The sequence below is a fragment of the Streptomyces sp. NPDC005722 genome (genome assembly GCF_040630935.1).
GTDB lineage: Bacteria > Actinomycetota > Actinomycetes > Streptomycetales > Streptomycetaceae > Actinacidiphila.
In genome coordinates, this window is the sequence record NZ_JBEXYN010000031.1 from 55,403 (window position 1) to 81,229 (window position 25,827).

The 25,827-nt window shown below is 72.7% G+C and carries 22 protein-coding genes and 1 pseudogene; 15 read left to right on the top strand and 8 right to left on the bottom strand.

Annotated features, from left to right (window positions below; translation table 11 throughout):
* Positions 1 to 25: 25 nt before the first annotated feature.
* The 4 genes and pseudogenes from ABZ479_RS29245 (at position 26) to rny (ending at position 4,655) form a co-directional block, all read left to right on the top strand.
* Positions 26 to 1,180 carry an AI-2E family transporter gene (locus ABZ479_RS29245; RefSeq protein ID WP_500464348.1) on the top strand — a complete coding sequence of 385 codons (1,155 nt, stop codon included), beginning with the start codon at positions 26 to 28 and terminating at the stop codon, positions 1,178 to 1,180.
* A gap of 191 nt (positions 1,181 to 1,371) precedes the next feature.
* On the top strand, positions 1,372 to 2,505 hold the full coding sequence (gene recA, locus ABZ479_RS29250) for a recombinase RecA (RefSeq protein ID WP_500464349.1): 1,134 nt from the start codon (positions 1,372 to 1,374) through the stop codon (positions 2,503 to 2,505).
* Positions 2,415 to 3,074 (top strand): annotated as a pseudogene (recX, locus tag ABZ479_RS29255) (recombination regulator RecX); the annotation flags it as partial. The gene recA and the pseudogene recX, both read left to right, overlap by 91 nt.
* Positions 3,075 to 3,167: 93 nt before the next feature.
* A complete protein-coding gene (gene rny / locus ABZ479_RS29260) occupies positions 3,168 to 4,655 on the top strand; it encodes a ribonuclease Y (protein ID WP_500464350.1) in 1,488 nt (495 codons plus the stop codon).
* 84 nt (positions 4,656 to 4,739) lie between these two features.
* On the opposite strand, the gene ABZ479_RS29265 is transcribed toward rny, so the two are convergent.
* The 5 genes from ABZ479_RS29265 to ABZ479_RS29285 all read right to left on the bottom strand — a co-directional run bounded on the left by ABZ479_RS29265 (position 4,740) and on the right by ABZ479_RS29285 (position 9,845).
* Positions 4,740 to 6,395, bottom strand: coding sequence for an FAD-dependent monooxygenase (locus ABZ479_RS29265; RefSeq protein ID WP_500464351.1), 1,656 nt, complete (start codon positions 6,393 to 6,395; stop codon positions 4,740 to 4,742).
* A 105-nt stretch (positions 6,396 to 6,500) separates the two neighbouring features.
* Entirely contained in the window at positions 6,501 to 7,349 is an 849-nt protein-coding gene (locus ABZ479_RS29270) for an amino acid ABC transporter permease (RefSeq protein WP_500464352.1), read from the bottom strand.
* Positions 7,346 to 7,993 (bottom strand): amino acid ABC transporter permease, encoded by a 648-nt coding sequence (locus ABZ479_RS29275; RefSeq protein WP_500464353.1) that lies wholly within the window; start codon positions 7,991 to 7,993, stop codon positions 7,346 to 7,348. Before ABZ479_RS29275 ends, ABZ479_RS29270 begins: the two co-directional genes overlap by 4 nt.
* Positions 7,994 to 8,104: 111 nt before the next feature.
* Entirely contained in the window at positions 8,105 to 9,028 is a 924-nt protein-coding gene (locus ABZ479_RS29280) for a glutamate ABC transporter substrate-binding protein (RefSeq protein ID WP_499601937.1), read from the bottom strand.
* A gap of 40 nt (positions 9,029 to 9,068) precedes the next feature.
* Positions 9,069 to 9,845, bottom strand: a complete 777-nt coding sequence (locus tag ABZ479_RS29285; RefSeq protein WP_499601936.1) for an amino acid ABC transporter ATP-binding protein — start codon at positions 9,843 to 9,845, stop codon at positions 9,069 to 9,071.
* A 291-nt stretch (positions 9,846 to 10,136) separates the two neighbouring features.
* On the opposite strand from ABZ479_RS29285, the gene ABZ479_RS29290 reads away from it, so the two are divergent.
* Both ABZ479_RS29290 and ABZ479_RS29295 read left to right on the top strand, forming a co-directional pair.
* Positions 10,137 to 10,844, top strand: a complete 708-nt coding sequence (locus ABZ479_RS29290) for a response regulator transcription factor (protein WP_500464382.1) — start codon at positions 10,137 to 10,139, stop codon at positions 10,842 to 10,844.
* A gap of 14 nt (positions 10,845 to 10,858) precedes the next feature.
* A complete protein-coding gene (locus ABZ479_RS29295) occupies positions 10,859 to 12,247 on the top strand; it encodes a sensor histidine kinase (RefSeq protein ID WP_500464354.1) in 1,389 nt (462 codons plus the stop codon).
* Here ABZ479_RS29295 and ABZ479_RS29300 read toward each other — a convergent pair.
* Positions 12,222 to 12,989: a GntR family transcriptional regulator gene (locus ABZ479_RS29300; protein WP_500464355.1), complete on the bottom strand. Its 768-nt coding sequence runs from the start codon at positions 12,987 to 12,989 to the stop codon at positions 12,222 to 12,224. The genes ABZ479_RS29295 and ABZ479_RS29300 overlap by 26 nt on opposite strands.
* 277 nt (positions 12,990 to 13,266) lie before the next feature.
* Between ABZ479_RS29300 and ABZ479_RS29305 the strand changes: the two genes are divergently transcribed.
* From ABZ479_RS29305 to ABZ479_RS29325, 5 genes are read left to right on the top strand one after another with little or no spacing between them, the layout of a single operon-like run.
* On the top strand, positions 13,267 to 14,427 hold the full coding sequence (locus ABZ479_RS29305; protein WP_500464356.1) for an ABC transporter substrate-binding protein: 1,161 nt from the start codon (positions 13,267 to 13,269) through the stop codon (positions 14,425 to 14,427).
* Between the two features lie 8 nt (positions 14,428 to 14,435).
* On the top strand, positions 14,436 to 15,332 hold the full coding sequence (locus tag ABZ479_RS29310) for an ABC transporter permease (protein ID WP_500464383.1): 897 nt from the start codon (positions 14,436 to 14,438) through the stop codon (positions 15,330 to 15,332).
* Positions 15,320 to 16,156, top strand: a complete 837-nt coding sequence (locus tag ABZ479_RS29315) for an ABC transporter permease (protein WP_500464357.1) — start codon at positions 15,320 to 15,322, stop codon at positions 16,154 to 16,156. The genes ABZ479_RS29310 and ABZ479_RS29315 overlap by 13 nt, the downstream gene beginning before the upstream one ends.
* Before the next feature lie 7 nt (positions 16,157 to 16,163).
* Positions 16,164 to 17,255: an ABC transporter ATP-binding protein gene (locus ABZ479_RS29320; protein ID WP_500464358.1), complete on the top strand. Its 1,092-nt coding sequence runs from the start codon at positions 16,164 to 16,166 to the stop codon at positions 17,253 to 17,255.
* A 47-nt stretch (positions 17,256 to 17,302) separates the two neighbouring features.
* Positions 17,303 to 19,084 carry an HAD-IA family hydrolase gene (locus tag ABZ479_RS29325; protein ID WP_500464359.1) on the top strand — a complete coding sequence of 594 codons (1,782 nt, stop codon included), beginning with the start codon at positions 17,303 to 17,305 and terminating at the stop codon, positions 19,082 to 19,084.
* A gap of 37 nt (positions 19,085 to 19,121) precedes the next feature.
* On the opposite strand, the gene ABZ479_RS29330 is transcribed toward ABZ479_RS29325, so the two are convergent.
* On the bottom strand, positions 19,122 to 20,960 hold the full coding sequence (locus ABZ479_RS29330; protein WP_500464360.1) for a bifunctional serine/threonine-protein kinase/glutamate ABC transporter substrate-binding protein: 1,839 nt from the start codon (positions 20,958 to 20,960) through the stop codon (positions 19,122 to 19,124).
* A 124-nt stretch (positions 20,961 to 21,084) separates the two neighbouring features.
* Positions 21,085 to 22,068 (bottom strand): TAXI family TRAP transporter solute-binding subunit, encoded by a 984-nt coding sequence (locus ABZ479_RS29335; protein WP_500464361.1) that lies wholly within the window; start codon positions 22,066 to 22,068, stop codon positions 21,085 to 21,087.
* A gap of 145 nt (positions 22,069 to 22,213) precedes the next feature.
* Here ABZ479_RS29335 and ABZ479_RS29340 point away from each other — a divergent pair, with 145 nt between their 5' ends.
* The 4 genes from ABZ479_RS29340 (at position 22,214) to ABZ479_RS29355 (ending at position 25,816) form a co-directional block, all read left to right on the top strand.
* On the top strand, positions 22,214 to 23,098 hold the full coding sequence (locus ABZ479_RS29340; protein WP_500464362.1) for an MBL fold metallo-hydrolase: 885 nt from the start codon (positions 22,214 to 22,216) through the stop codon (positions 23,096 to 23,098).
* A 122-nt stretch (positions 23,099 to 23,220) separates the two neighbouring features.
* Positions 23,221 to 24,711, top strand: a complete 1,491-nt coding sequence (gene miaB, locus ABZ479_RS29345) for a tRNA (N6-isopentenyl adenosine(37)-C2)-methylthiotransferase MiaB (RefSeq protein WP_500464384.1) — start codon at positions 23,221 to 23,223, stop codon at positions 24,709 to 24,711.
* Positions 24,712 to 24,765: 54 nt separating this feature from the next.
* Positions 24,766 to 25,095 carry a hypothetical protein gene (locus tag ABZ479_RS29350; RefSeq protein ID WP_500464363.1) on the top strand — a complete coding sequence of 110 codons (330 nt, stop codon included), beginning with the start codon at positions 24,766 to 24,768 and terminating at the stop codon, positions 25,093 to 25,095.
* 25 nt (positions 25,096 to 25,120) lie between these two features.
* Positions 25,121 to 25,816, top strand: coding sequence for a class III extradiol dioxygenase subunit B-like domain-containing protein (locus tag ABZ479_RS29355; protein ID WP_500464364.1), 696 nt, complete (start codon positions 25,121 to 25,123; stop codon positions 25,814 to 25,816).
* The last annotated feature ends 11 nt before the right edge of the window (positions 25,817 to 25,827 follow it).

The following is a 25,827-nucleotide window of genomic DNA, read 5'->3' on the forward strand; positions in this document are numbered from 1 at the left end:
GGGGGAGGGGGCGGGGGGTTCGGCGATGCCGCGCTGGCTACCGAAGGCGATGGTGCTGGCGATCGCGCTGCTGGCCGCCTTCCAGCTGGCGAACTGGGCGTTCCACCAGGTCATCGGATTGCTGGTGAACATCCTGCTGGCCTTCTTCGGCGCGCTGGCGATCGAGCCGGCGGTGGACTGGATGGCCGCGCGCGGCATGCGCAGGGGGTGGGCGACCGGGCTGGTGTTCCTGGTCGTGCTCGCCGCGGGCGGCATCTTCGTGGTGCTGCTCGGCTCCCTGCTGGTGGACCAGATCACCTCGATCGGCCGCAACCTGCCGGAGTACGTCGACGACGTGGTCGTGTGGGTCAACCAGACCTTCGGCACCGACCTGTCCGTCGGCAAGCTGCAGGAGAACGTGCTGCACTCCGACTGGCTGCGCAACTACGTGCAGCGGCAGGCGGGCAACGTGTGGGGGCTGTCGGCGACGGTCCTCGGCGGGGTCTTCCAGGTGCTGACGATCGGCCTGTTCACCTTCTACTTCGCCGCCGACGGGCCGCGGATGCGCCGCGCGGTGTGCTCGGTGCTGCCGCCGGCCCGGCAGGCCGAGGTGCTGCGGGCGTGGGAGATCGCGGTGGCCAAGACCGGCGGCTACCTGTACTCGCGGGCGCTGATGGCGCTGATCTCGGCGGTCGCCCACTACGTGCTGTTCGTGGTCATCGGGGTGCCGTACGCGCCGGCGCTGGCGGTCTGGGTCGGCGTGGTCTCGCAGTTCGTGCCGACGGTCGGCACGTACCTGGCGGGGGCCCTGCCGATGCTGATCGCGTTCACGCAGGACCCGTGGGACGCGGTGTGGGTGCTGGGCTTCGTCGTGGTCTACCAGCAGTTCGAGAACTACGTGCTGCAGCCGCGGATCACCGCGCGCACCGTCGACATCCACCCCGCGGTGGCCTTCGGGTCGGTGATCGTCGGCACCGCGCTGCTGGGGGCGGTGGGCGCGCTGGTGGCGATCCCGGCGACGGCGACGCTGCAGGGCTTCCTCGGGGCGTACGTGAAGCGGTACGCGGTCACGGACCCGCGGGCGCACGGGCCGCAGCGGCGGCAGCTGCTCCGGTGGCGGTGGCGCCGGGACGGCGGGGACGGTGGGGAAGGCGGGGACGGTGGGGACGGCCGGGGTGGTGCGGGCGACGGGGGAGCCTGAGGTTCGCGGGTCGCTTGACACGAAAATCGAACATCCATTCTCATGGATGTCGCGGGCCCGGTTCCCCAGGGGTTTCCACGGACTCCCATGGGGTTGTCCACAGGCCCGGGCGGCGTCGGGACGCATTGTCAGTGGCAGGCAGTAGCGTCATGGACGTGAAGCGAACGACTCAGACACCCAGGGTGGAACCCATGGCAGGAACCGACCGCGAGAAGGCGCTCGACGCCGCGCTCGCACAGATTGAACGGCAGTTCGGCAAGGGTGCCGTCATGCGCCTCGGCGACCGGCCGAACGAGCCCATCGAGGTCATCTCGACGGGATCCACCGCCCTGGACGTCGCGCTCGGCGTCGGCGGTCTCCCGCGCGGCCGCGTGGTGGAGGTGTACGGCCCGGAGTCCTCCGGCAAGACGACCCTGACCCTGCACGCGGTGGCCAACGCCCAGCGGGCCGGCGGCAAGGTCGCCTTCGTGGACGCCGAGCACGCCCTCGACCCCGACTACGCCAAGCGCCTCGGCGTGGACGTGGACTCCCTGCTGCTGTCCCAGCCGGACAACGGTGAGCAGGCCCTCGAGATCACCGACATGCTGATCCGCTCCGGCGCGCTGGACCTCATCGTGATCGACTCCGTGGCGGCCCTCGTGCCGCGGGCCGAGATCGAGGGCGAGATGGGCGACTCCCACGTGGGTCTGCAGGCCCGTCTGATGAGCCAGGCGCTGCGCAAGATCACCGGTGCGCTCAGCCAGTCCAAGACCACCGCGATCTTCATCAACCAGCTCCGCGAGAAGGTCGGCGTGATGTTCGGCTCCCCGGAGACCACCACCGGTGGCCGGGCGCTGAAGTTCTACGCCTCCGTGCGTCTGGACATCCGCCGCATCGAGACCCTCAAGGACGGCACGGACGCGGTCGGCAACCGCACCCGCGTCAAGGTCGTCAAGAACAAGGTCGCGCCGCCGTTCAAGCAGGCCGAGTTCGACATCCTCTACGGCCAGGGCATCAGCCGCGAGGGCGGCCTGATCGACATGGGCGTGGACCACGGCTTCATCCGCAAGTCCGGTGCCTGGTACACCTACGAGGGCGACCAGCTCGGCCAGGGCAAGGAGAACGCGCGCAACTTCCTGCGCGACAACCCCGACCTCGCCGACGAGATCGAGAAGAAGATCAAGGAGAAGCTCGGCATCGGCGTCCGGCCCGAGCCCGCGGGCGAGCAGCCCGCCGGTGACGCGGTCGCTCCCGCGGCGGTGACCGACCCGGCCAAGGCCGAGGCCGCGACCGTTCCGGCGCCCAAGGCCGCCAAGGCGACCAAGGCCGCGGCCGCCAAGGCCTGACGGTGGCGTCCGGGCACAAGGATCGTGGCGGCTCTTTCTTGTCGAGGGCCGAGCAAGAGCCGCCACCTGACCCCGTGGACCAGGCGCAGGCGCTCTGCCTGCGTCTGCTCACCGGGACCCCTCGCACCCGCAAGCAGCTCGCCGACGCCATGCGCCGCCGGGAGATCCCGGAGGAAGCGGCGGAGCACGTGCTGGAGCGGTTCGAGGACGTCGGGCTGATCGACGACCAGGCGTTCGCCAACGCCTGGGTGGAGTCCCGGCACCACGGCCGTGGTCTCGCCCGGCGTGCCCTCGCCCGGGAACTGCGCACCCGGGGGGTGGACGCCGAGGCGATCGGCCAGGCCGTGGGGCAGCTCGACGCGGAGCAGGAGGAGGAGACGGCCCGCGCCCTCGTCGACCGCAAACTCCGGTCCACCCGCGGCCTGGAGAGGGAGAAGCGGATCCGCCGGCTCGCCGGGATGCTCGCCCGCAAGGGGTACGCGGAGGGGCTCGCCCTCAGGGTGGTCCGCCGCGCCCTGGAGGAGGAGGGCGAGGACCCGGAGTCGCTCGAGTACTACCTGCCCGACTGAACCTCCGTTGAGGTTCCTTGACCGTGCCTCTGAGTCGACCTAGCCTCACAACGGGTGAGGGATCGCGTCCTCAGAGATACGGGAGTTGGTGCCATGGGCATCGCGCTGGGGACCGAATCCGTGTTTACGGCCGTGGCCGTGGCGGTCACCGTGGTCGTCGCCGTCACCGCGGGCGTGCTGCTCCAGCGGCTCCGCGCCGAACGCGAACAGCTCAGGGCCGCGGCCGAGCGTGAGGCCCGGGAGATCCGGTCCGCCGCCAAGGAGGAAGTCCGCGAGATCCGGGCCGACTTGGAGCGGCGTGAGCAGCGGCTCGCCGACCGGGAGTCCCGCATCGACGCCGAGTCGGAGCAACTCCACCGGCGCCGCCGCGAACTGGCGGAGGAACGCGAGGAACTGGAGCGCCGCCGCGCCGAGCTCAACCGGCTGGAGGAGGAGCGGCGCGAGGTCCTGGAGCGCGTCGCCGCCTACACCGCCGCCGAGGCCCGCGCCGACCTCGTGCGGTCCGCCGAGCAACAGGCCAAGCGTGAGGCGGCGGTGATCGTCCGCGACATCGAGCGGGCGGCCCGCGACCGCGGCGAGGAACGCGCCCGGCGGATCGTCGCCGGGGCCATCCAGCGGGTGGCCACCGAGCAGACCGCCGAGTCCGTGGTCTCGGTGCTGCAACTGCCGGGCGACGAGATGAAGGGGCGGATCATCGGCCGCGAGGGCCGCAACATCCGTGCCTTCGAGGCCGTCACCGGGGTCAACCTCATCATCGACGACACGCCCGAGGCGGTGCTGCTCTCCTGCTTCGACCCGGTGCGCCGCGAGGTCGCCCGGCTCGCCCTCGACGCGCTCGTCACCGACGGCCGCATCCACCCGCACCGCATCGAGGAGGTCTACGAGCGCAAGCAGGCCGAGGTCGAGCAACTGTGCGTGCGCCACGGCGAGGACGCCCTCACCGAGATCGGCATCACCGACATGCACCCCGAACTGGTCACGCTGCTCGGACGGTTGCGCTACCGCACCTCCTACGGCCAGAACGTGCTCGGCCACCTCCTGGAGTCCGCCCACATCGCCGGCATGATGGCCGCCGAGCTCGGCATCGACCCGGCCGTGGCGAAGCGCGGCACGCTGCTGCACGACATCGGCAAGACCCTCACCCACGAGGTCGAGGGCAGCCACGCCCTCATCGGCGCGGACCTGGCACGACGGCACGGCGAGTGCGAGGACGTCGTCCACTCCATCGAGGCCCATCACAACGAGGTCGACCCGCGGACCGTCGAGGCGGTCCTGACCCAGGCCGCCGACGGGATCTCCGGGGGCCGTCCCGGCGCACGGCGCGAGTCCCTGGAGAGCTACGTCCGCCGGCTCAAGCGACTGGAGCAGATCGCCGCCGCGCACGCGGGCGTCGCCAAGGTCTTCGCCATGCAGGCCGGACGCGAGATCCGGGTGATGGTGCGCCCGGAGGACGTGGACGACATCCAGGCGCAGGTCATCGCCCACGACGTGGCCAAGCAGGTCGAGGAGGAACTCACCTACCCGGGCCAGATCCGCATCACGGTCGTCCGGGAGTCCCGTGCGACGGAGTTCGCCCGCTGAAGCGTCCCCGCCCGAAGGCCCGCACGGGACCGGCGGCCACAGCCGTGCGCCCGCTCCGGACCACCGCCGGGCCCCGTGATCTCGTCAGTGGGGGACGCGGTCCTGGACGGGGCTCGGGGGGCCGCCGCGGGCGAGGTCGGCGTAGGCGTACAGCTCGGTCGGACGGCAGCCGGTCATCACGGTCACCAGGTGGCCGTCCGGGCGGATCAGCAGCACGCTGTGCGCCGTCGACCCCGGATAGGCCTCCGTGACCAGCAGTTCCGCCCGGGTGGGCAGCGCCGCCACCGCCTTGGCCAGCCGCGGCATCAGGCCCGCGGTGAGCCAGTGGCGGCTCTCCCAGACGCCGGTGCCCGGCGCGACCAGGACGACCAGCAGGTCACGCCCGAGGCGCTCGTACAGACGCGCCCGCGAACCGTCCAGCGCCGTGACCGGCACGTCGACCACCGCACCGCCCGGGGGAGTGGCGCAGGACCCCAGCAGCGGCGACGGCGCGGCCGCCGAGGAGGCCGAAGCCGCGGCGCCCGCCCCGCGGGGCGCGGGGAGCGCGAGCGGTGAGCGGGTGTAGACCGGGGGCGCGCCGAGCGGGCCCCGGCCGAGGTGGCCGTCGGTGAGCAGTTCGGCGTACCGCCGGGCGGAGCCCGACAGCACGGAACGCCGCACGGTGTGCCAGACACCGCTGGCCCGCAGCAGCGGCAGCACCTGGTCGGTGGCCCGCAGCCGCGCGCCCACCGCGCCGCGCCGCTCGGCCTGGTAGCTGTCGAGCAGGGTGTCCGAGGCCCCGTGGTGCCAGGCCAGGGAGAGCTTCCAGGCGAGGTTGTCGGCGTCGCGCAGGCCCTCCTCCAGGCCCTGCGCGCCCAGCGCGCCCATGAGGTGCGCCGCGTCGCCGGCGAGGAAGACGCGTCCGGCCCGCCAGCGCCGGGCCAGCCGCTGGTGCACCGGGTACTCGGCGGAGCCCAGCAGCTCGTACGGAGGAACGCTTCCGCACCAGGCCGTGAGGGTGCCGCGGATGCGCGAGACGAGCTCGTCGGAGGTGAGCGGCTCACCGCGCGCGGGGAGCAGCCAGTCCAGCCGCCACACCCCGTCCGGCAGCGGACGGGCCGTCACCTCCGGGCCCGCGCCCGGCCCTGGGGGCTCGCGGTGCAGCAGTGCCACGCCCTCGTCGGGCAGCGCGACCCGCAGGGCGGCCACGGCGTGCCGGTCGACCGCCGTGCGGCCGGGGAAGCGCACGCCCAGCAGCTTGCGCACAGTGGACCGCGGACCGTCGCAGCCGATCAGATGACTCCCGCGCCACCAGGTGGCGTTGGCGCCCTTGGTGCGGACGCTGACGCCGCGCTCGTCCTGCTCGACGGCGTCGACGCGCGCCCCGGGGACGATCCGCGCCAGCGCCTGCTCGGCCAGGGCCGCGCGCAGTCCGTGTTCCAGGCGCTCCTGCCCGATGTGCAGCGGGGAGGGCCCGTGGCCGCCGGAGGCCGGGTCGCCGAACTCCACCCGGACGGTCTCCTGGCGGCGGCGCAGCGTCCGCCACGCGTCCCAGGTGGCGCCGGCCTCGTAGAGACGCCGGTGCCCCAGCCGGACCAGCAGTCCGGCGGTCTCGGAACTGAGGACGGCCGTGCGTTCCGCGGGCAGCGAGGGCGCGTGGTCGTGCTCGTCCAGCACGATGCTCGGCACGTCGTGCCGGGCCAGGCAGAGCGCGAGGGCGAGCCCGACCGGACCCGCCCCCGCGATGATCACCGGGTCCACTGCGCGGTCCCGGGAAGTTGCTCAGTCACATTGCGTATGCAACCTACTGCGCGTGCGTGCGTCAAGTGACGACACCTGCCGCGCCGTGGTGCGCCTGGCGCACCGTCACTCCGCCGCGGCCTCCACCGCCTTGATGTCACCGGCCTTCGGCGGCGCGCCCTTGCGGCTGCGGCGGCCCTGGCGCTCGATCCAGTTGGCCAGGGCGCTGAGCGCCAGGCACATCAGGATGTAGATCGGCGCCACGATGATGATCATCGGGATGAAGGGGAAGCCCGCGCTGTTCTTCGCGATGAGGTTGCCGGTGTAGAGCAGCTCCTCGTACGTGATGATGTAGCCGAGCGAGGTGTCCTTCAGGGTGACCACCAGCTGGCTGATGATCGACGGCAGCATCGCCCGGACCGCCTGGGGGATGAGCACGAAGACCATGACCTGCGTCTTGCGCAGGCCGATGGCGTAGGCGGCCTCGCGCTGCCCCTTCGGCACGGCGTTGATGCCGGCCCGGAAGATCTCGGCCTGCACCGAGCCGTTGTAGAGGGTCAGGCCGATCACCAGCGCCCACAGCGGGGCCGAGGTGAAGACGCCCACGTACAACGCGAAGATCATGATCAGCAGCGGCATCGCGCGGAAGAACTCCACGACGACGGTCGCCACCCAGCGCACCGGGGCGTGGTCCGACAGCCGGCCCGCCGCCAGCGCCGCGCCCAGCAACAGCGAGAAGACCGCGGAGAGCGCGAAGGCCTTCAGCGTGGCGAGCAGGCCGTCGACGATGCGCTGCTGGATGTCGGTGTACTGGAAGGGCTCCCAGAGGTACGCGGCGAACTGCCCGGAATCGTCGAGCCGCCGGTAGACGAACCACAGCAGGGCGAGGATCGCCAGGGCGGCGACCGCGCCGACGACCAGGTTGCGGACCTTGGCCCGGGGGCCGGGTGCGTCGAAGAGGACGTTCGCGCTCATCGGGCCACCGCCAGCCGGTTCTCGAGCAGTCGGAAGACCGCGCTGATGAGGAGGGTGAGGACGAGGTAGGCGATCGCCACCCAGATGAAGGTCGCGAAGATGCTGTAGCCCTTCTCACCGAGCGCCTTCTGCACGCTGAACAGCTCGGTGACGCTGAAGCCACCGGCGATCGCGGAGTTCTTGGTGAGCGCGATCAGCAGGCTGCCGATGGGCGGCAGCACGGTCCGGGTGGCCTGCGGCAGGATGATCAGCCGCAGGGTCTGCGTGAAGGTCATCCCGAGGCTGCGGGCGGCCTCGGCCTGCCCGAGCGGGACGGTGTTGATGCCCGAGCGCACGGCCTCGCAGATGAACGCCGAGGTGTAGCAGCTCAGGGCGAGCACGGCGAGCCGGAAGAAGCTCCAGGTGTTCAGCCCCAGGCGGGGCAGCACCAGCACCGCGATGAAGAAGAGCAGGGTCAGCGGGGTGTTGCGCAGCAGTGTCACCCAGACCGTGCCGAAGGCGCGCAGCGGCGGCACCGGGGACACCCGGAACGCGGCCATGATCACCCCGAGCACCAGGGCGATCGCCCCGCTGAGCGCGGTCAGCTCCACCGTGCCGAGGAACCCCTCGCGGAAGAGCGCGAAGTTGTCCAGCAGTACGTTCATCGATTCTCCGAAAGGGGCGCGCCGACGGCCGCTCCTGGCCGCCGGCGCATCAGGCTCGGGCCGTGCCGGGGAGGGAGGACGGGACCCGGGTCAGGCCGGGTCCCGGCCGCTTCAGGACTGGAGCTGCGGGATCTCGGCGCTCACGCCGGACTTGCCGAGCGTGGCGTCGTACGCCTTCTTCCAGTCGCCGTTGTCCTCGTGGTTCTTCAGGGCGTTGGTGAGGGCGTCCTGGAAGACCTTGTCGTCCTTGGCCAGGCCGACGCCGTAGGGCTCCTCGGAGAACGGCTTGCCGACGACCTCGAGGTTGGCCGGGTCCTGGGCGGCGTAGCCCTTGAGGATGGCGTCGTCCGTGGTCACCGCGTCCACCTGGCCGGAGGCGAGGTTCTGCACGCACAGGGAGTACGAGTCGTACTCGACCGGCTCGGCGCCGTAGCCGCCGTCCTTGATGCGCTGGATGGAGGTGGAGCCGGTCGCCGAGCAGACCTTCTTGCCCTTGAGGTCGTCCGTGCTCTTGATGTTGCTGCCCTTCTTGACCAGGAGGTCCTGGCCCGCGACGAAGTACGGGCCGGCGAAGGAGACGGACTTCTTGCGCTCGTCGTTGATCGTGTACGTGCCGACGTAGTAGTCGACCTGGCCACCGGACAGGGCGGTCTCGCGGTTGGCCGACTGGATCGTCTTGAACTCGATCTTGCTCTCGTCGAAGCCGAGGTCGGCGGCGATCATCTTGGCGATCTCGATGTCGAAGCCGGAGTACTTCTTGCTGCCCGGGTCCTGGTAGCCCAGGTTCGGCTGGTCGGCCTTGACACCGACGACGAGCTTGCCGTTCTTCTTGACCCGGTCCCAGGTCTTGGACCCGGCCAGGTCCACCCCGGTCTTGACGGTGTAGGTGGGCAGCTCGGCGGCGGCCGCGCTGCTGGAGCCGCTCTTGTCGGGGGTGCTCGAGGAGGAGGGCGAGCCCTCCTTGCCGCACGCGGTGGCGGTCGCGGTGAGGGCCAGGACGGCCAGACCGGCGGCGGCAGTGGTACGGAACCTCATGGTGATCATCCTTAGGGTCGCAGAACCGTCGGTGTCGGTCTCAGTGGTGAAGGATCTTCGAGAGGAAGTCCTTGGCCCGGTCGCTCCGGGGGTTGCTGAAGAACTGGTCGGGCGTCGCCTGCTCGACGATCCGCCCGTCCGCCATGAAGACGACGCGGTTGGCGGCGGAGCGGGCGAAGCCCATCTCGTGGGTGACGACCACCATCGTCATCCCGTCGCGTGCGAGCTGCTGCATGACCTCCAGCACCTCGTTGATCATCTCCGGGTCGAGCGCCGAGGTCGGCTCGTCGAAGAGCATGACCTTCGGCTCCATCGCCAGTGCGCGGGCGATCGCCACGCGCTGCTGCTGGCCTCCGGAGAGCTGGGCCGGGTACTTGTCCGCCTGGCTGCCCACGCCCACCCGGTCCAGCAGGGCGCGGGCGCGGTCCTCGGCGGCCTTCTTCCCTGCCTTGCGCACCTTGACCTGGCCGAGCGTGACGTTCTCCAGGACCGTCTTGTGCGCGAAGAGGTTGAAGGACTGGAAGACCATGCCGACGTCGGCGCGCAGCCGGGCCAGCTCCCTGCCCTCCTGGGGCAGCGGCTTCCCGTCGATCGTGATCAGGCCCGAGTCGATCGTCTCCAGGCGGTTGACCGCGCGGCACAGCGTCGACTTGCCCGACCCCGAGGGGCCGATGACGACCACCACCTCGCCGCGGCCGATCGTGAGGTTGATGTCCTGGAGCACGTGCAGCGCGCCGAAGTGCTTGTTCACGTCCTTCAGTACGACCAGGTCGTCGGGCGCCGTCACGGCGTCCTCGGTCACCGGCACTTCGGTCATCGGCGTGTGCTCCATCCTCGTCGGTTGACCAGACCTTGGCGATCACCCTATTGACGCCGGGCAAACGGAGTCAGCACATCTGAGGGGAACTTGAGCATCACGATCCGGTCACCGGCTGGAACAAATCCGGCACTGTGGGTGAGCCCGGCCGGTTGTGCAGCGTACCGGCTCCGTAACAGTCGCCACACAGGGCCGGGCGGCGCTTGACGCGCACGTGGCCCATCGGCGTGTATTCGATGGTGGAGCATGAAGGCGAAGGACGTCGAGCGCCGGGTCGCGGGAGGTGAACGGATGAGACTGCTGCTCGTGGAGGACGACCACCGGGTCGCCGCCGCGTTGTCGGCCGTACTGGCCAAGCACGGGCTGCAGGTCACCCACGCCCGCAGCGGCGAGGAGGCGCTGCACGCGCTGCTGCCCGACCACGGGCCCGGCTTCGACGTGGTCCTGCTGGACCTCGGCCTGCCCGACCAGGACGGCTTCGAGGTGTGCAGCCGCATCCGGCTCCGCACCGCCATCCCCGTGATCATGGTGACCGCCCGTGCCGACGTGCGGTCCCGGATCCACGGACTCAACCTCGGCGCCGACGACTACGTGGTGAAGCCGTACGACACCGGGGAGCTGCTCGCCCGCATCCACGCCGTCTGCCGCCGCAAGGCGCAGGAGGCGCCCGCGGGTCCGGAGGCGGAGGGCGCGGAGACGTCCGACGTGATCGTGCTCGGCCCGGTCCGGGTGGAGCCGGCCACCCGCAAGGTGACGGTCGGCGACGAGCCCGTGGCGCTGACCCGCAAGGAGTTCGACCTGCTCGCGATGCTCGCGCAGCGGCCCGGGGTGGTCTTCCGCCGTGAGCAGATCATCAGCGAGGTGTGGCGGACGAGTTGGGAGGGGACCGGGCGCACCCTCGAGGTGCACGTGGCGTCCCTGCGGTCCAAACTGCGTCTGCCCTCCCTGATCGAGACCGTCCGCGGGGTCGGCTACCGCCTCGTCGTCCCCTCCGGCTAGGAGGCCGTTCCCCCGTGCATGCCCGGCTGCTGCCGCTGCTCATCGTGCTGATGGCCGGTGTGCTGCTGGCCCTCGGCTTCCCGCTCGCCGCCAGCCTGGCCGCCACCCAGCAGCAGCGGGTCGTCGTCGACCGCATCGACGACACCGCGCGCTTCGCCGCGCTCGCGCAGTACGTCAGCACCGACGGCGGCGGCGAACGGGAGAGCACGCTGCGGGCCGAGATGCTGCAGTACCACGAGGTGTACGGCATCAGGGCCGGCGTCTTCGACCGCGACGGCAAGCCGGTCACCTCGGCCCCGGCCGGCTGGACGCTGCCCACCGGCGGTGAGGCGTACAACGCGTACAGCGAGGCACTCGCCGGGCGGCGCAGCCACGACCCCAAGCAGATCTGGCCCTGGCAGCACCGCTCCCTGCCGGTCGCCTCCCCGGTCGTCCGGGACGGCGACGTCGTCGCGGTGGTGCTCACCGACTCGCCGACCGGCGCGATGCGCTCGCGCATCCTGCGCGGCTGGCTGCTGCTCGCGGCCGGTGAACTGGCCGCCATGATCGTGGCCGTCATGGCCTCGTTCCGGCTCACCGGCTGGGTGCTGCGCCCCGTCCGGGTGCTGGACCGGGTCACCCACGACATCGCCACCGGCCGGATGAAGTCCCGCGTGGCGGTCTCCGGCGGGCCGCCGGAACTGCGCCGCCTGGCCCGGTCGTTCAACGAGATGGCCGACAACGTCGAGGAAGTCCTCGACCAGCAGCGGGCCTTCGTCGCCGACGCCTCCCACCAGCTGCGCAACCCGCTGTCCGCGCTGCTGCTGCGGATCGAGCTGCTCGGCCTGGAACTGCCCGACGGGCACGAGGAGATCGCCTCGGTCCGGGAGGAGGGCAAGCGCCTCGCCTCGGTCCTGGACGACCTGCTGGGCCTGGCCACCGCCGAGCACGCGGAGGCCAACCTCGCCCTCACCGACATCGCCGCCCTCGCCGCGGAACGCGTCGAGGCGTGGCGGCCGGTCGCCGAGCGCGACGGCGTGGAACTCTCCTACGCCGGCGCCGCCGCCGTGACCGGCTGGGCGGACCCGGTGGCGCTGTCCAGCGCCCTCGACGCGGTGATCGACAACGCCGTGAAGTTCACGCCGGAAGGTGAGGGCGTGACCGTCACCACTGCGCTGCGGGGCCGCCCCGGCGCCATCGACGTCACCGTCGCCGACGGCGGCCCGGGCCTCACCGAGGACGAGCTCGCCCGGATCGGCGACCGCTTCTGGCGCAGCCCGCGGCACCAGAACGTGGACGGCTCGGGCCTCGGGCTGTCCATCGCGCGGGTGCTGCTGACCCAGGGCGGCGGCAGCATCGCCTACGCCCCGAACGAGCCGCACGGGCTGCGGGTCACCCTCACGGTGCCGCGTACGGCTCCCTGAGCCCGGGACCGGCCTGGCGGGCCAGCGGGTTGGACCCGATCGAGTTGTGGATGCTGAAGTTGACCGCGTCCGAGCGGTAGCGGTCGTCCGACCACTCCACCGGCCGGCCCTTCTGCGTGGTGGTCACCCGGCGCACCCGCAGCAGCGGGCTGCCCCGCCGCACGCCCAGCAGTTCGCTGTCCCGGGTCCCGGCCGCGACCGCGTCGATCAGGTGCTCGCCGTAGGCGAAGACCAGGCCCATGTCGTCGTAGAGCCGCTGGGTGACGGACTCGCAGTCGGGCTCTATGCGCAGCACCGCGGGGGCGATCCAGTCGGCGTAGACCGTGCGCTCCACCAGGACGCGCTCGCCGTCGAGTCCGCGTACCCGCAGCACGTACAGCACGTCCGTGCCCGCGCGCAGGTGCAGGCGCGTGGCGTCCTCCGCGGTGGCCGGCCGGGTCTCGGTGCGGACCACGGTGCCGGAGGCGGCACGGCCCATGGCCCGCGCCCACTGCGCGAAGCTGCGCAGTTCCGCGAAGCTCTGGCTGCGCCGGCTGGCCAGCACGACACGGCGGGCCCCCTGGCGGGAGCCGATCAGCCCCTCCGCGGTCAGCGCGGCGACCGCCTGGCGCACCGTGCCGCGGGAGACGCCGTACCGGGCGGCCAGTTCGGTCTCCGGGGGGAGCAGGGCACCGACCGTGTACTCCTCGTCGTCGATGGCCCGCCGGAGCTCCTCGGCGATCTCCTCGTGCCGCGCCGCCACCGCGTCCCCTTCCGTTCATGCACCGTCTGCGCACAACTTTGCCCAGCGTAGACGAGCTTGCCGCCGATCGCGCGAAGGGGTCGGCCGCTTTCCGGGCCCCTCGCGAGGCCCCTGGCCGAAAAGGGACGACTGCCCTCTGCAGGCTCGCCGGGGTTTTCCCGCCGTTTACGGAAAGGCCATTGACGCACGGCCTACTGAAGGCCAACTTGTTCGGACAAGTTGAAGCGCTCCCCGACCTCCCTGCCTTTCAGGACCCACTTCCCTCCAGGAGACCTCCGTGCCCGCGTCCCTCCCGAAGGCGGCCGCACTCGCCGCCGGCCTCGCCGTGACCGCGCTGGCTCTCAGCGCCTGCGGCTCGGCCCCCACCACGCAGACCGCCGCCGACGGCAAGAACGGCAAGAGCGCGGCCACCGCGACCTCCGCCGAGGAGTTCGGCGGCATGGACGCCCTGGTCGCCGCCGCCAAGAAGGAGGGCACGCTCAACGCGATCGCCCTGCCCCGCGACTGGGCCAACTACGGCGCGCTGATCGACGGCTTCACCAAGAAGTACGGGATCAAGATCCAGAACGAGACCCCGGACGCCGCCAGCCAGGACGAGATCAACGCCGTCACCTCCCGCAAGGGCCAGGACCGCGCCCCCGACGTCCTCGACCTCGGCGCGTCCTTCGCGATCAGCGGTGCCCAGCAGGGCCTGTTCGCCTCCTACAAGGTCGCCTCCTACGACGACATCCCGGCCGCCCAGAAGGACGCCCAGGCCCGCTGGTACAACGACTACGGCGGCTACGTCTCCATCGGCTGCGACGCCAAGCGCGTCAAGAACTGCCCGACCACCTTCGCCGACCTCCTCAAGCCCGAGTACAAGGGCCAGGTCGCGATGAACGGCAACCCGACCAAGTCCGGCTCCGCGTTCGGCGGCGTCTACGCGGCGGCGCTGGCCAACGGCGGCTCCTTCGACGACATCCAGCCCGGCATCGACTTCTTCGGCAAGCTGAAGAAGAACGGCAACTACAACCCCGTCGAGTCCACCCCGGCCACGGTCGAGAAGGGTGAGACCCCGATCAGCATCGACTGGGACTACCTCAACGCCGGCTACGCCGAGGAGTTCGCCAGCAAGGGCGTGGACTGGAAGGTCTCCGTCCCGAGCGACGGCCAGTACGCCCAGTACTACGCGCAGGCGATCAACAAGGACGCCCCGCACCCGGCGGCCGCCCGCCTGTGGCAGGAGTACCTCTACAGCGCCGAGGGCCAGAACCTGTGGCTCGCCGGCTTCGCCCGCCCCGTCCTGATGCCCGCCATGGACAAGGCCGGCACCCTGGACAAGACCGCCGCCGCCAAGCTCCCCCCGGTCGCCGGCACCCCGTCCTTCCCGACGGACGACCAGCAGAACAAGGCCAAGGAAGTCCTGGCCCAGGGCTGGGGCAAGGCCGTCTCCGGATGACCGACCCGATGACCGCCACCACGGCGCCCGTCGTCGCCGCCGCCGGGGCCACCGCCCCGGCGCGGCGGCGCCCGGCCGGCTGGCTCGCGGTGCTCCCGCTGCTCGTCTTCGTGGCGATCAGCTTCGGGGCCCCCGCGGTCGCCATGGTCAACGGCGCCTTCACCGTCAAGGACCCCGCGAGCGGGACCTCCTCGTACACCACGGCCAACCTGACGGCCTCCCTGCAGGGCGCCTACCTGACCGCCCTGTGGGGCAGCGTGAAGCTCTCCGGGCTCTCCGCCGCCATCGGCGCGGTGCTCGGGCTGCTGCTCGCCCAGGCCGTGGTGACCTCGCGGTTCCGCGCGCTGCGCGAAGCCGTGCTGACCGCGTCCGGCGTGCTCGCCAACTTCGGCGGGGTGCCGCTGGCCTTCGCCTTCGTGGCGACCCTGGGCAACGCCGGTGTCCTCACCCGCCACCTGGGTCTCGACGAACACGGCTGGAGCCTCTACAGCTTCTGGGGTCTGGTCATCGTCTACCTCTACTTCCTCATCCCCCTCATGGTGCTCACCGTGACCCCGGCGCTGGAGGGGCTGCGCGTCCAGTGGCGCGAGGCCGCCCAGAACAACGGCGCCACCGCCGGCCAGTACTGGCGGCACGTCGCCCTGCCCGTGCTGGCCCCCTCGCTCCTCGGCGGCCTGGTCCTGCTCTTCGGCAGCGCCTTCGCCGCCTACGCCACCGCCGCGGCGATGGTCGGCAGTTCCGTGCCGCTGATCACCCTGCAGATCGCCGACGCCATCTCCGGCAACGTCCTGGTCGGACAGGAGAACGTGGCGCTCGCCCTGAGCCTCGACATGATCGTCGTCGCCGGCCTGGTCATGGCGGTCTACCTGCCCCTGCAACGACGGAGCGCGCGATGGCTGGTCTGACGGGCACACGGATCCGGCCCTGGCGCGGTGTCGTCCTCGCCGGTGCCGCCCTCTACTTCCTGGTGCCGCTGGCCGCCTCGGTGCTCTTCACCGTGGACGTCCCCGGCAAGGGCGTCACCTTCGACGCGTACGGGCAGATCCTCAAGGCGGAGGGCTTCACCTCCAGCCTGCTGCTCTCCCTGGAGCTCGCGGCCGCCACCATCGTGGTCGTCCTGCTGCTGATGGTCCCCGCCATGGTCGCGCTGCGTCTGTCCGCGCCCCGGCTGCGCCCGCTGGTCGAGGTGATCTGCTCGCTGCCGCTGGTGGTGCCGCCGATCGCGCTGGTCGCCGGCGTCAGCAGTGTGCTGCGCTGGGGCCCCGAGCACCTGGCCAGCACGCCGTTCTTCCAGACCTTCGTGGCCATCCAGAACCCGGCCTTCCCGGTCGTCCTGGTGCTCACCTACGTCGTGATGGCGCTGCCCTTCGTGTTCCGGGCCCTGGACGCCGGGCTGCGGGCGGTGGACGTCCGCACCCTCGTCGAGGCCGCCCGGTCCTGCGGGGCGAACTGGCCGGCCGCGCTGGTCCGGGTGGTGCTGCCGAACCTGCGCGGGGCGCTGCTCAACGCCTCCTTCCTCACCCTCGCCCTGGTGCTCGGCGAGTTCACCGTCGCACAGCTGCTGGGCTTCCAGCCCTTCGCGGTGTGGATCGTCACGGTCAGCGGCTCGCAGGCCCAACTGTCGGTGGCCGTCTCGGTGCTCAGCCTGCTGGTCACCTGGCTGCTGCTGCTCGTCCTGGCCGCCGTCGGCGGACGCCGCCCCACCTCACGTACCGCCTCCCGGAAGTGACCGAGACATGACCGACACCGTCCCCGCCCCGGCCGACGCCGCGCCCATCGTGCCCGGCGGTGCCACCGTCGAGTTCCGGGCGCTGCGCCGCGCCTTCGGCGCCACCACCGCCCTGGACGGGCTGGACCTGACCGTCCGGCCCGGCGAACTCCTCGCCCTGCTCGGCCCGTCCGGCTGCGGCAAGACCACCGCGCTGCGGATGCTCGCCGGCTTCGAGCACCCCGACTCCGGTCAGGTGCTGGTCGACGGCAAGGACGTCACCAAGACCCCCGCGCACCGCCGTGACGCGGGCATGGTCTTCCAGTCCTACAGCCTCTTCCCGCACCTGAGCGCCGCCGACAACGTGGCCTTCGGGCTGCGGATGCGCAAGGTCGGCGCCGCCGAGCGGCGCAGCCGCGCCGCCGAACTGCTGGAACTCGTCGGCCTGCCGTCCCAGGGGGACCGCTACCCCCACCAGCTCTCCGGCGGCCAGCAGCAGCGCGTGGCCCTCGCCCGCGCCCTGGCGCTGCGGCCGCGCGTACTGCTCCTGGACGAGCCGCTGAGCGCGCTGGACGCCAAGGTGCGCACCACCCTGCGTGAGGAGATCCGCCGCCTGCAGCGCGAACTCGGCATCACCGCCCTGTTCGTGACGCACGACCAGGAGGAGGCGCTGTCCATGGCGGACCGCGTCGCCGTGATGAACGCCGGGCGGATGGAGCAGTGCGCCGCCCCCGCCGAGCTGTACGACCGGCCCGCCACCGCCTTCGTCGCCGAGTTCGTCGGCACCAACAGCCGCCTGCCGGGCCGGCTCTCCGACGGCGGTCAGGTCGAGGTCCTCGGCCGGCGGCTCCCCACCCAGGGCGACGTGCCCGCCGGCACCGAGGTGGACGTCCTGGTCCGCCCCGAAGCGGTACGCGTCCACGCCGACCCCACCGGCGACGCACGCGTCGTGGCGACCGCCTTCCTGGGCGCCGTCACCCGGCTGACCGTGCAACTGGCCGACGGCACCCGCGTCAAGGCCGACCTCGCCAGCTCCGAGGCCGCCGCCCTGCCCCCGGGCGCCACCGTCACCGTGTCCCTGCCCGACCGGCCCGTCCTGGTCACCGCGCGCGCCGCCTGACCCTCCAGCACCTCCATCCCCCCACACCCCCGATGAAAGAGAGCCCCGTGACCCACCCACCGCACCACCCGCTCCAGGCCGTCCTGTTCGACATGGACGGCACGCTCGTCGAGACCGAGCAACTGTGGTGGGAGGCGGTCGCCGAGGTGGCCGCCGGGCTGGGGCACGTGCTCGGCGACGCGGACGTGACCGAGGTCCTCGGCCGCGCCGTCGAGCACACCGCCACCCACCTGGTGACCACCACCGGGACGGCGACCGGCGCCGACGAGGTGGCCGCCGTCCTGCACCGGGAGTTCGCCGCGCGGGTCCGCGCCCGCACGGTGCCCCGTCCCGGCGCGCTGGAACTGCTCGACGAACTCGCCCGGCACGACGTCCCCATCGCGCTGGTCTCGGCGTCCCCGCGCGAGGTCGTCGACGTCGTGCTGGCGGTGCTCGGCCGCGAGCGCTTCGTCGTCTCCCTCACCGCCGACGACACCCCCCGCACCAAGCCGGCCCCCGACCCCTACCTGGCCGCCGCCCGCGCCCTCGGCGTGGACCCCGGCGCCTGTGTCGCCGTCGAGGACACCCCGACCGGCGTCGCCTCCGCCGAGGCCGCCGGCTGCCGGGTGCTCGCCGTGCCGTCCCTGGCGCCCATCGCCCCCGGCGCCGGCCGCGCCGTGCTCGACAGCCTCGAACGGGCCGACGTGGCCCTGCTGCGGGCCCTGGTCGCGCAGCCGCCGTCCTTCCTCGTGCCCGCCTTCACCAGCCGCCGCGCCCGCGTCGGGGAGCCGATCCGGGTCACCGTCGCCGGGCTGCTGCGCGGCGCCCCCGTCACCTGCGCCAAGGCCGCCGGCCCCGGCTGGGCCCGGGTCTCCGCCGACGGCACCGTCACCGGCACCCCCGACGCCGCCGGCGACGCGGAGGTCACCGTCACCGCCACGGACGCCGAGGGGCGCTCCGCCACCGTCACGGTGCGCGTGCCGGTCGTCGCGGCGGGCGAGCCCGTGGTGCGGCGGCTGCGCGTCATGAGCTGGAACCTGTGGCTCGGCGGCAGCCGCGTCGACGACCACCGGGACAAGCAACTGCGCGTGCTGCTGGACGCCGACGTCGACGTCGTCGGCCTCCAGGAGACGCGCACGCACTCCGCGAAGGAACTCGCCGAGGCACTGGGCTGGGAGCACCACCAGGCGGGTGACAACCTCGGCGTCATCAGCCGCTACCCGATCGTCTCCCGCCACGGCCTGCCCGCGAGCCCGTTCTACGGCGGCCTCGGCGCCACCGTCCGGCTCGACGAGGGCCGCGACGTCACGCTGTGGAGCGCGCACCTCAACTACACCCCGTACGGCCCCTACGACGCCCTTCACGACGGCCGGCCCGTCGAGGTGCTGGTCGAGCACGAGGCCGCCTCGGGACGCCTGGAGCAGATCCGGGACATCCTGGACGACATGGCCGCCGACCTCGCCGCCCGCGACACCACCCCGGTCGTCCTGGTCGGCGACTTCAACGTCCCCTCCCACCTGGACTGGACCGCCGAGGCGGCGCCCCTGCACGGCGGCTACGGACCCGTGCCCTGGCCCGTCACCCTGGCCGCCGAGGCCCGCGGACTGCGCGACTCCTACCGCGAGGCCCACCCGGACCCCGTGCGCGACCCGGGCACCACCTGGTCACCGGTCAACCCCGAGCCGGAGCCGCAGGACCGGATCGACTACGTTCTGTACGCTGGCCGGGCCCTGCGGGTGCTGGACTCCGCGACCCTGGTCACGGGCGATCCCCGTCCCGAACCGCACGTCGCGGGCAACGACTGGCCCTCCGACCACGCCGCCGTCGTCACCACGTTCGCCCTGTCCTGAACGGGCGGGCCCGCGCGACCGACCGGTCGCGCGGGCCTCAGTCGCACTCGCTCATCTCGTCCAGCCGCGGCCGCTGGTCCGCCACCTCCTGGGAGGCCAGCGGCTTGAGGTGCTTGACGTACGAGGCGCGCCAGGCCCCGGAGGAGATCTCGTCCTTGATGGCGTCGCATATGGCGTGCTTCAGTTCGGGCTCGTTCTGTGCCAGCCCCACGCCGTACTCCTCGGTCCCGAAGGGGACGCCCAGCAGCCGCAGTTGCCCGGTGTGCTGCGCGCGGTAGCCGGCCAGGATGATGTCGTCGGTGGAGACGGCGTCGACCTTCCCCGCCAGCAGCTGGCCGACGCACAGCCCGTACGAGGTCTGCTGCTCGGTCCGTATCTGCGGGTACTCCTTGCGGAGCCGTTCGGCGGGCGTCGAGTCGGTGACGGTGCAGACATGACGGCCGAAGAGGTCCTGCACGCTGTGGACGGGGGCGTCCTTGCGGACGAGGAAGTCCTGGCCGGCCTGGTAGTAGGGGCCCGCGAAGTCGACGGACTTCTTGCGTTCTTCGGTGATGGAGTAGCTCGCCACTATGAAGTCGACGTACCCGGCGCGCAGGAAGTACTCGCGCGACTGGGTGTCCACGACCGTGAACTGCACCTTGTCGAAACCCAGATGCCTGGCGATGGCCCTCGCGAGGTCGATGTCGAACCCCTCGTAGCCGTCCTTGGCGGTGCTGGAGGCCTCGCTGAGGCCCGGCTGGTCCTTCTTCACGCCGACCACGAGGTAGCCGCGGTCGCGCGCCGTCCGGTAGGTCGGCGAGGAGGAGAGGTCGGGGCCGTCGTCCCTCAGCCGGTCGACGGCGAACCATCCGGCCGCCGCCAGGACCGCGAGCGCGACCCCGCCCGCCGCCAGCGTGTACCAGCGCCGCCGGGAGGGGCGCGGTCGCGGGGGCTGCGGATCCTGCGGCGGGGTCACGGAGTCGGGAACCCGCTGTGCGGTGCCGCCGGACCCGTCCGTCCGCGTGGCGTCCGGGTCGTAGTCCGGGTGGACGGCCACCGGGAACTGCGGGGTCTCCTGCGCCACGTGCTGCAGCAACTGCTCGGCGCGCTCCGCCGACAGCCGCGCCCCCGGCTCCTTGACCAGCAGCCCGTCGATCAGCGGGCGCAGCGGCCCCGCGTGCGCCGTCGGCGGCGGCTCGGCCGTGCGGACGGCCTCCAGCACCTCGTACGGCGTCGGGCCGCGGAAGGGGGCCCGGCCCTCGACCATCTCGTACAGAGTGACGCCCAGCGACCACAGGTCGGCGGCGGGCGTCGGCGTCAGCCGGTTGGCGAGCTCGGGCGCCAGGTACTGCGGGGTGCCGACCGTCTCGTGCAGCCGCGTCACCTGGGCGGCGCCCTCGAAGGTCGCGATCCCGAAGTCCATGAGCACCGCCCGCCCGTCCCGGCGGAACAGGATGTTGTGCGGCTTCACGTCGCGGTGCAGCACCCCGGCCGCGTGCACCGCGCGCAGCCCGCGCAGCACCTCAAGGCCGATCTGCGCCGCCTGCAGCGCCGGGATCCGGCCCCGCTCGCGCAACTGGTCCGCCAGGGAGTGCGGGTTGACCTGCTCCATGACGATCCAGACCTGGCCGTCGGCCTCGATCACGTCGTGCACGGCGACCACGTGCTCGTGCCCGATCCGGGCGATGGCCTGCGCCTCGCGGCGCGCCCGCTCCACCCACTGGGCCTGCGTCTCCGGGTCCAGCGCGCCGCGGAACAGCAGTTCCTTGACGGCGACCTGACGACTCAGCCGGTTGTCGTACGCCTCCCACACCACGCCCATGCCGCCGCGCCCCAGTTGCCGGCGCAGCTCGTAGCGGCCGTCGACGAGGGTGTGCGGCATCCCCCCAGAACTCATGCGTGTGCCCCCATCGGTACGTGGTCCGCTACAGGTTAGGGGGCTCTGACGGGGATGAACATCGTCCTCGGGGCGCGGGACGATCACATGTCGGGCGGAATGGTCCGTACCGGCCCGGCGGAGCCTAGGGCTTCACCGAACGGTAGTAGCGCTCGGCGCCCGCGTGCAGCCGCAGCGGGTCGGTGAAGACCGCCGTCCGCAGGTCCATCAGCTGGGCGGCGTGCACCTCCTGCCCGATCCGGTCGCGGCTGTCGATCACGGTGCGGGTGAGCCGGTCCACCAGCCCGGTGTCCGTCCGGTCGGTGGTGATCAGCAGGTTGGCCACGGCGATCGTCTGCACCGCGCGCCCGCCCTGGACCATCGGGTAGGCGTCCGCGGGCATGACCGCCTGCCGGTAGTACGCCGACTCCTCGCTCCCGGCGTGCAGCCGGGCCACCAGGTCGCCGAGCTGGACCAGTCTGACGTCGGTGGTCTCCGCCAGGTTCGCGATGGTCCTGGTCGGCAGTCCGCCCGACCAGAAGAACGCGTCCAGCTCCCCCCGGCGCAGCATCTCCGGCGCCCGGTCGATGCCCACCGTCTTGCGCCGCACGTCACCGGGCTGCCCGAGGTCCGCGGCCGTCAGCAGCCGCTGCGCTATCAGGTTCACCCCGGAGCTGGGCTGGCCGATCCCCACCCGCAGCCCGCGCAGGTCCTTCGCCGACCGCACGGGGGAGTCGGCGGGCACCACGAGCTGCATGTAGTCGTCGTACAGCCGGGCGCAGGCACGCAGCCGCCCCGCACCCGGGCCGTCGTAGTCGGCGACGGCGTCGGCCGCGGCGATGGCGAAGTCGGCCTTGCCGGTCGCCACCCTCCGGACGTTGTCCACCGACCCCTCGGACCGCACCAGGCGCACCGGCACCCCGGGCAGGTCCGTGTGCAGGTAGGGCTGGAGCCGCTTCCCGTACGTGTCGTACACCCCGTTGCGCACGCCGGTGGCGAAGTCGACCCTGTCCTTGGGGTACGAGGGCCCGTCGGAGGGCAGCACCCACCACAGCAGCAGCGCGACCGCCGCCGCCACCGCCAGCACGGCCTGCACGGCCCGGCGTCTGCCGATTCGGGGGAGCTCCATCCCCGTGATGGTGCCAGGCCCGCCGCCGTCGTGGCCAGCACCCGGCCCCGGACCCCGGCCCCACCGGGCCCCGGATCCCGCACGTGCCTCTCCCGCCCCACGGGGAAGACTCCTGCTGGGGCGCACCCTCCGGAGGGAGGCCCGTATGGCAGGCCCGGTGACCTGGACGGCGGGCGACATGGTCGTCCACCGCGTCGACGAGACGACGCTGCCCCCGGGGACCGGACGGCGGCTGCTGCCCGCCGCCACGCCGCAGGTCGTGGCGGGCACGCCGTGGCTGCGGGACTTCGCCGCCGCCGACGGCACGCTCCGCCTGGCGACCCACACCTTCGCCGTGGTGGCCGGCGGCCTGCGCGTCCTGGTGGACACCGGGATCGGCAACGGCAAGACCCGCGCCGACCCCGCGTGGGACCGCCTCGCCACCGACTACCCGCGGCGCCTGGCGGAGGCCGGTTTCCCACCGCACTCGGTGGACCTGGTGATCCTCACCCACCTGCACACCGACCACGTCGGCTGGAACACCCGTGACGACGAGGGCACCTGGGTACCGGCCTTCCCCCACGCCCGCCACCTGGTCTCCCGCGCCGAATGGGAGCACTGGTCCGGCGCGGACCTGGACGAGGACCACCGGCAGGTGTTCCGCGACTCGGTGCTGCCGGTCCGCGACGCGGGACTGCTCGACCTGGCCGAAGTCACCGCGGGTCCCCTGGAGGCGGCTCCCGGGATCCGCCTGCTGCCGGTGCCCGGGCACACCCCGGGGCAGGTCGCGGTCGAACTGCGCGGCGGCGGCCGGGCGGCACTGGTCACCGGCGACAGCTTCCACCACCCCGTGCAGATCGCCCACCCCGGGATCACCAGCACCGCCGACACCGACCCGGCTCTGGCCGTACGGACCCGCCGCGCGCTGCTCGGCGCCCTCGCGGGTACGGACACACTGCTGCTGGGCACCCACTTCCCGCCGCCCACCGCCGGCACCGTCGTGACGTGGGAGGACGGCCACCGCCTCCTGCCCGAGCCGCCGGCCACCTGACGCGGCGGACGCCGCCAGGTGCCGTCCGGACCCGCCGGGTGTCCTCCGCGCGGGGGCGGGCGGGGGCACGGGCGCGCGTGGGGCGCCCTTACCCTGGATGGGTGCAGCGTGAAGAGCAGGGTGTGAAGAGCTACGAGATCCGCACCTACGGGTGCCAGATGAACGTCCACGACTCCGAGCGGCTGGCAGGCCTCCTGGAGGCGGCCGGCTACGTTCGCGCGCCCAAGGGCGAGGACGGCACGGTGGCAGCCGATGTTGTCGTCTTCAACACCTGCGCGGTCCGGGAGAACGCCGACAACCGCCTCTACGGCAACCTCGGCCGCCTGGCGCCGCAGAAGGCCGCTCGGCCCGGCATGCAGATCGCCGTGGGCGGCTGCCTCGCGCAGAAGGACCGGGACACGATCGTCAAGAAGGCCCCCTGGGTCGACGTCGTCTTCGGCACCCACAACATCGGCAGCCTGCCGGCGCTGCTGGAGCGCGCCCGGATCGCCGAGGAGGCGCAGGTCGAGATCGCGGAGTCGCTGGAGACCTTCCCGTCCACGCTGCCGACCCGGCGCGAGTCGGCGTACGCGGCGTGGGTGTCGATCTCGGTCGGCTGCAACAACACCTGCACCTTCTGCATCGTCCCCGCGCTGCGCGGCAAGGAGAAGGACCGCCGCCCCGGCGACATCCTCGCCGAGGTCGAGGCGCTGGTCGCCGAGGGCGTCGTCGAGGTCACCCTGCTCGGCCAGAACGTCAACGCCTACGGCTCGGACATCGGCGACCGCGAGGCCTTCAGCAAGCTGCTGCGCGCCTGCGGGAGGATCGACGGCCTGGAGCGCGTCCGCTTCACCTCGCCCCACCCGCGCGACTTCACCGACGACGTGATCGCGGCCATGGCCGAGACCCCGAACGTGATGCACCAGCTGCACATGCCGCTGCAGTCCGGCTCCGACACCGTGCTGCGCGCGATGCGCCGCTCGTACCGGCAGGACCGCTACCTCGGCATCATCGAGAAGGTGCGCGCCGCCATGCCGGACGCCGCCATCTCCACCGACATCATCGTGGGCTTCCCCGGCGAGACCGAGGAGGACTTCGAGCAGACGCTGCACGTGGTGCGCGAGGCCCGCTTCGCGCAGGCCTACACCTTCCAGTACTCCAAGCGCCCGGGCACGCCCGCCGCCGAGATGGACGGGCAGGTGCCGAAGGCCGTCGTCCAGGAGCGCTACGAGCGGCTGGTCGCGCTCCAGGAGGAGATCTCCTGGGAGGAGAACAAGAAGCAGGTCGGCCGCACCCTGGAGGTGCTGGTCGCCGAGGGCGAGGGCCGCAAGGACGACGCCACGCGGCGCCTTTCCGGCCGCGCCCCCGACAACCGCCTGGTGCACTTCGCGCCGCCCGCCGAGCCGGTCCGCCCCGGTGACGTCGTGACGGCGCAGATCAGCTACGCCGCCCCGCACCACCTGCTGGCCGAGAGCCCGGCGTTCGGCGTCCGCCGCACCGCGGCGGGCGACGCCTGGGAGCGGCGCACCTCTGCCGCCGCGGCCAAGCCCGCAGGTGTCATGCTGGGCCTGCCGACGATCGGCGCGCCCGCGCCGGCACCGCTGGCGGTCGCCCCGGGATGCGGCTGCGACTGACGGGACGGGGACACCGCGGGGACGCGGGGACCGTGGGACGAGGGGGGACACGCAATGGTTCGTTGGGGGCTCTTCGCCGAGGAGACCGTGGGCAGCGGCGACGCCAGGCGCTGGGAGTTCGAGCTCCTCGGCCACGCCGACGGCACACGTGAGGACGCGTTGCGCAAACTGGAGGAGGCGGCGCTCGCCTACCGTCCCAGCAAGCCCTTCAGCGTGCGGCGCAGCTGGCTGTACCGCTCGGGGGAGGGGTACGTCCAGGTCAACGAGGGTGTGACCACGACGTACATCTGCCGCTTCACGGTGGCCGAGCTGGTCCACGACAGCAAGGACCCGAAGGTCGCCGCCACGGCCGAGCCCTGGGACCGCGTGCCCGAGGGCTTCTGAGACGGCGGACGGTAGGGTTCCGATCATGCTGGTCGCCGCCGCCGTATGCCCCTGTCCGCCGCTGCTCGTGCCCGACGTCGCGTCGGGTGCGGCGCCGGAACTGGACCCGCTGCGCGCCGCCTGCGCGGACGCGCTGGCCGTGCCGGCCGCCGCGCGCCCCGATCTGCTGGTCGTGGTGGGCGCCGCCGAATCCGCCCACGTCTGGGAGGGCGGCGGCACGGGCTCGCTGCGCCCCTACGGCGTGAACCTGGCGGTGCGGCTCGGCGACGGCGGCGACCCCGAGCCCCTCGCCCCCTCGCTCACGCTCGCGGCGTGGCTCCTGGAGTGTTCGGGCTCCACCGCGCCGCTGCACGCCTGTGGCGTGCCCGTGCAGGCGCCGGCGGCCCGGATGCTGGAACTGGGGCGGGGCCTGGCGGAGCTGGCCGACCGGGTGGCGCTGCTGGTCATGGGCGACGGCAGCACCTGCCGGACGCTCAAGGCGCCCGGCTACCTCGACAAGCGCGCCGAGCCCTTCGACGCCTCCGTCGCCCGCGCCCTGGGCGCCGCCGACACCGAGGCGCTGGCCGCCCTGGACGTGCCGCTGGCGGCCGAACTGGGGGCGGCCGGGCGCGCCCCCTGGCAGGTGCTCGCCGGCGCCGCCGAGGGCGCGGGGCTCAGCGGCGCGCTGCTGTACGACGAGGCGCCGTACGGCGTCGGTTACTTCGTGGCGGCCTGGTCGTAGCCGCGGCGGGC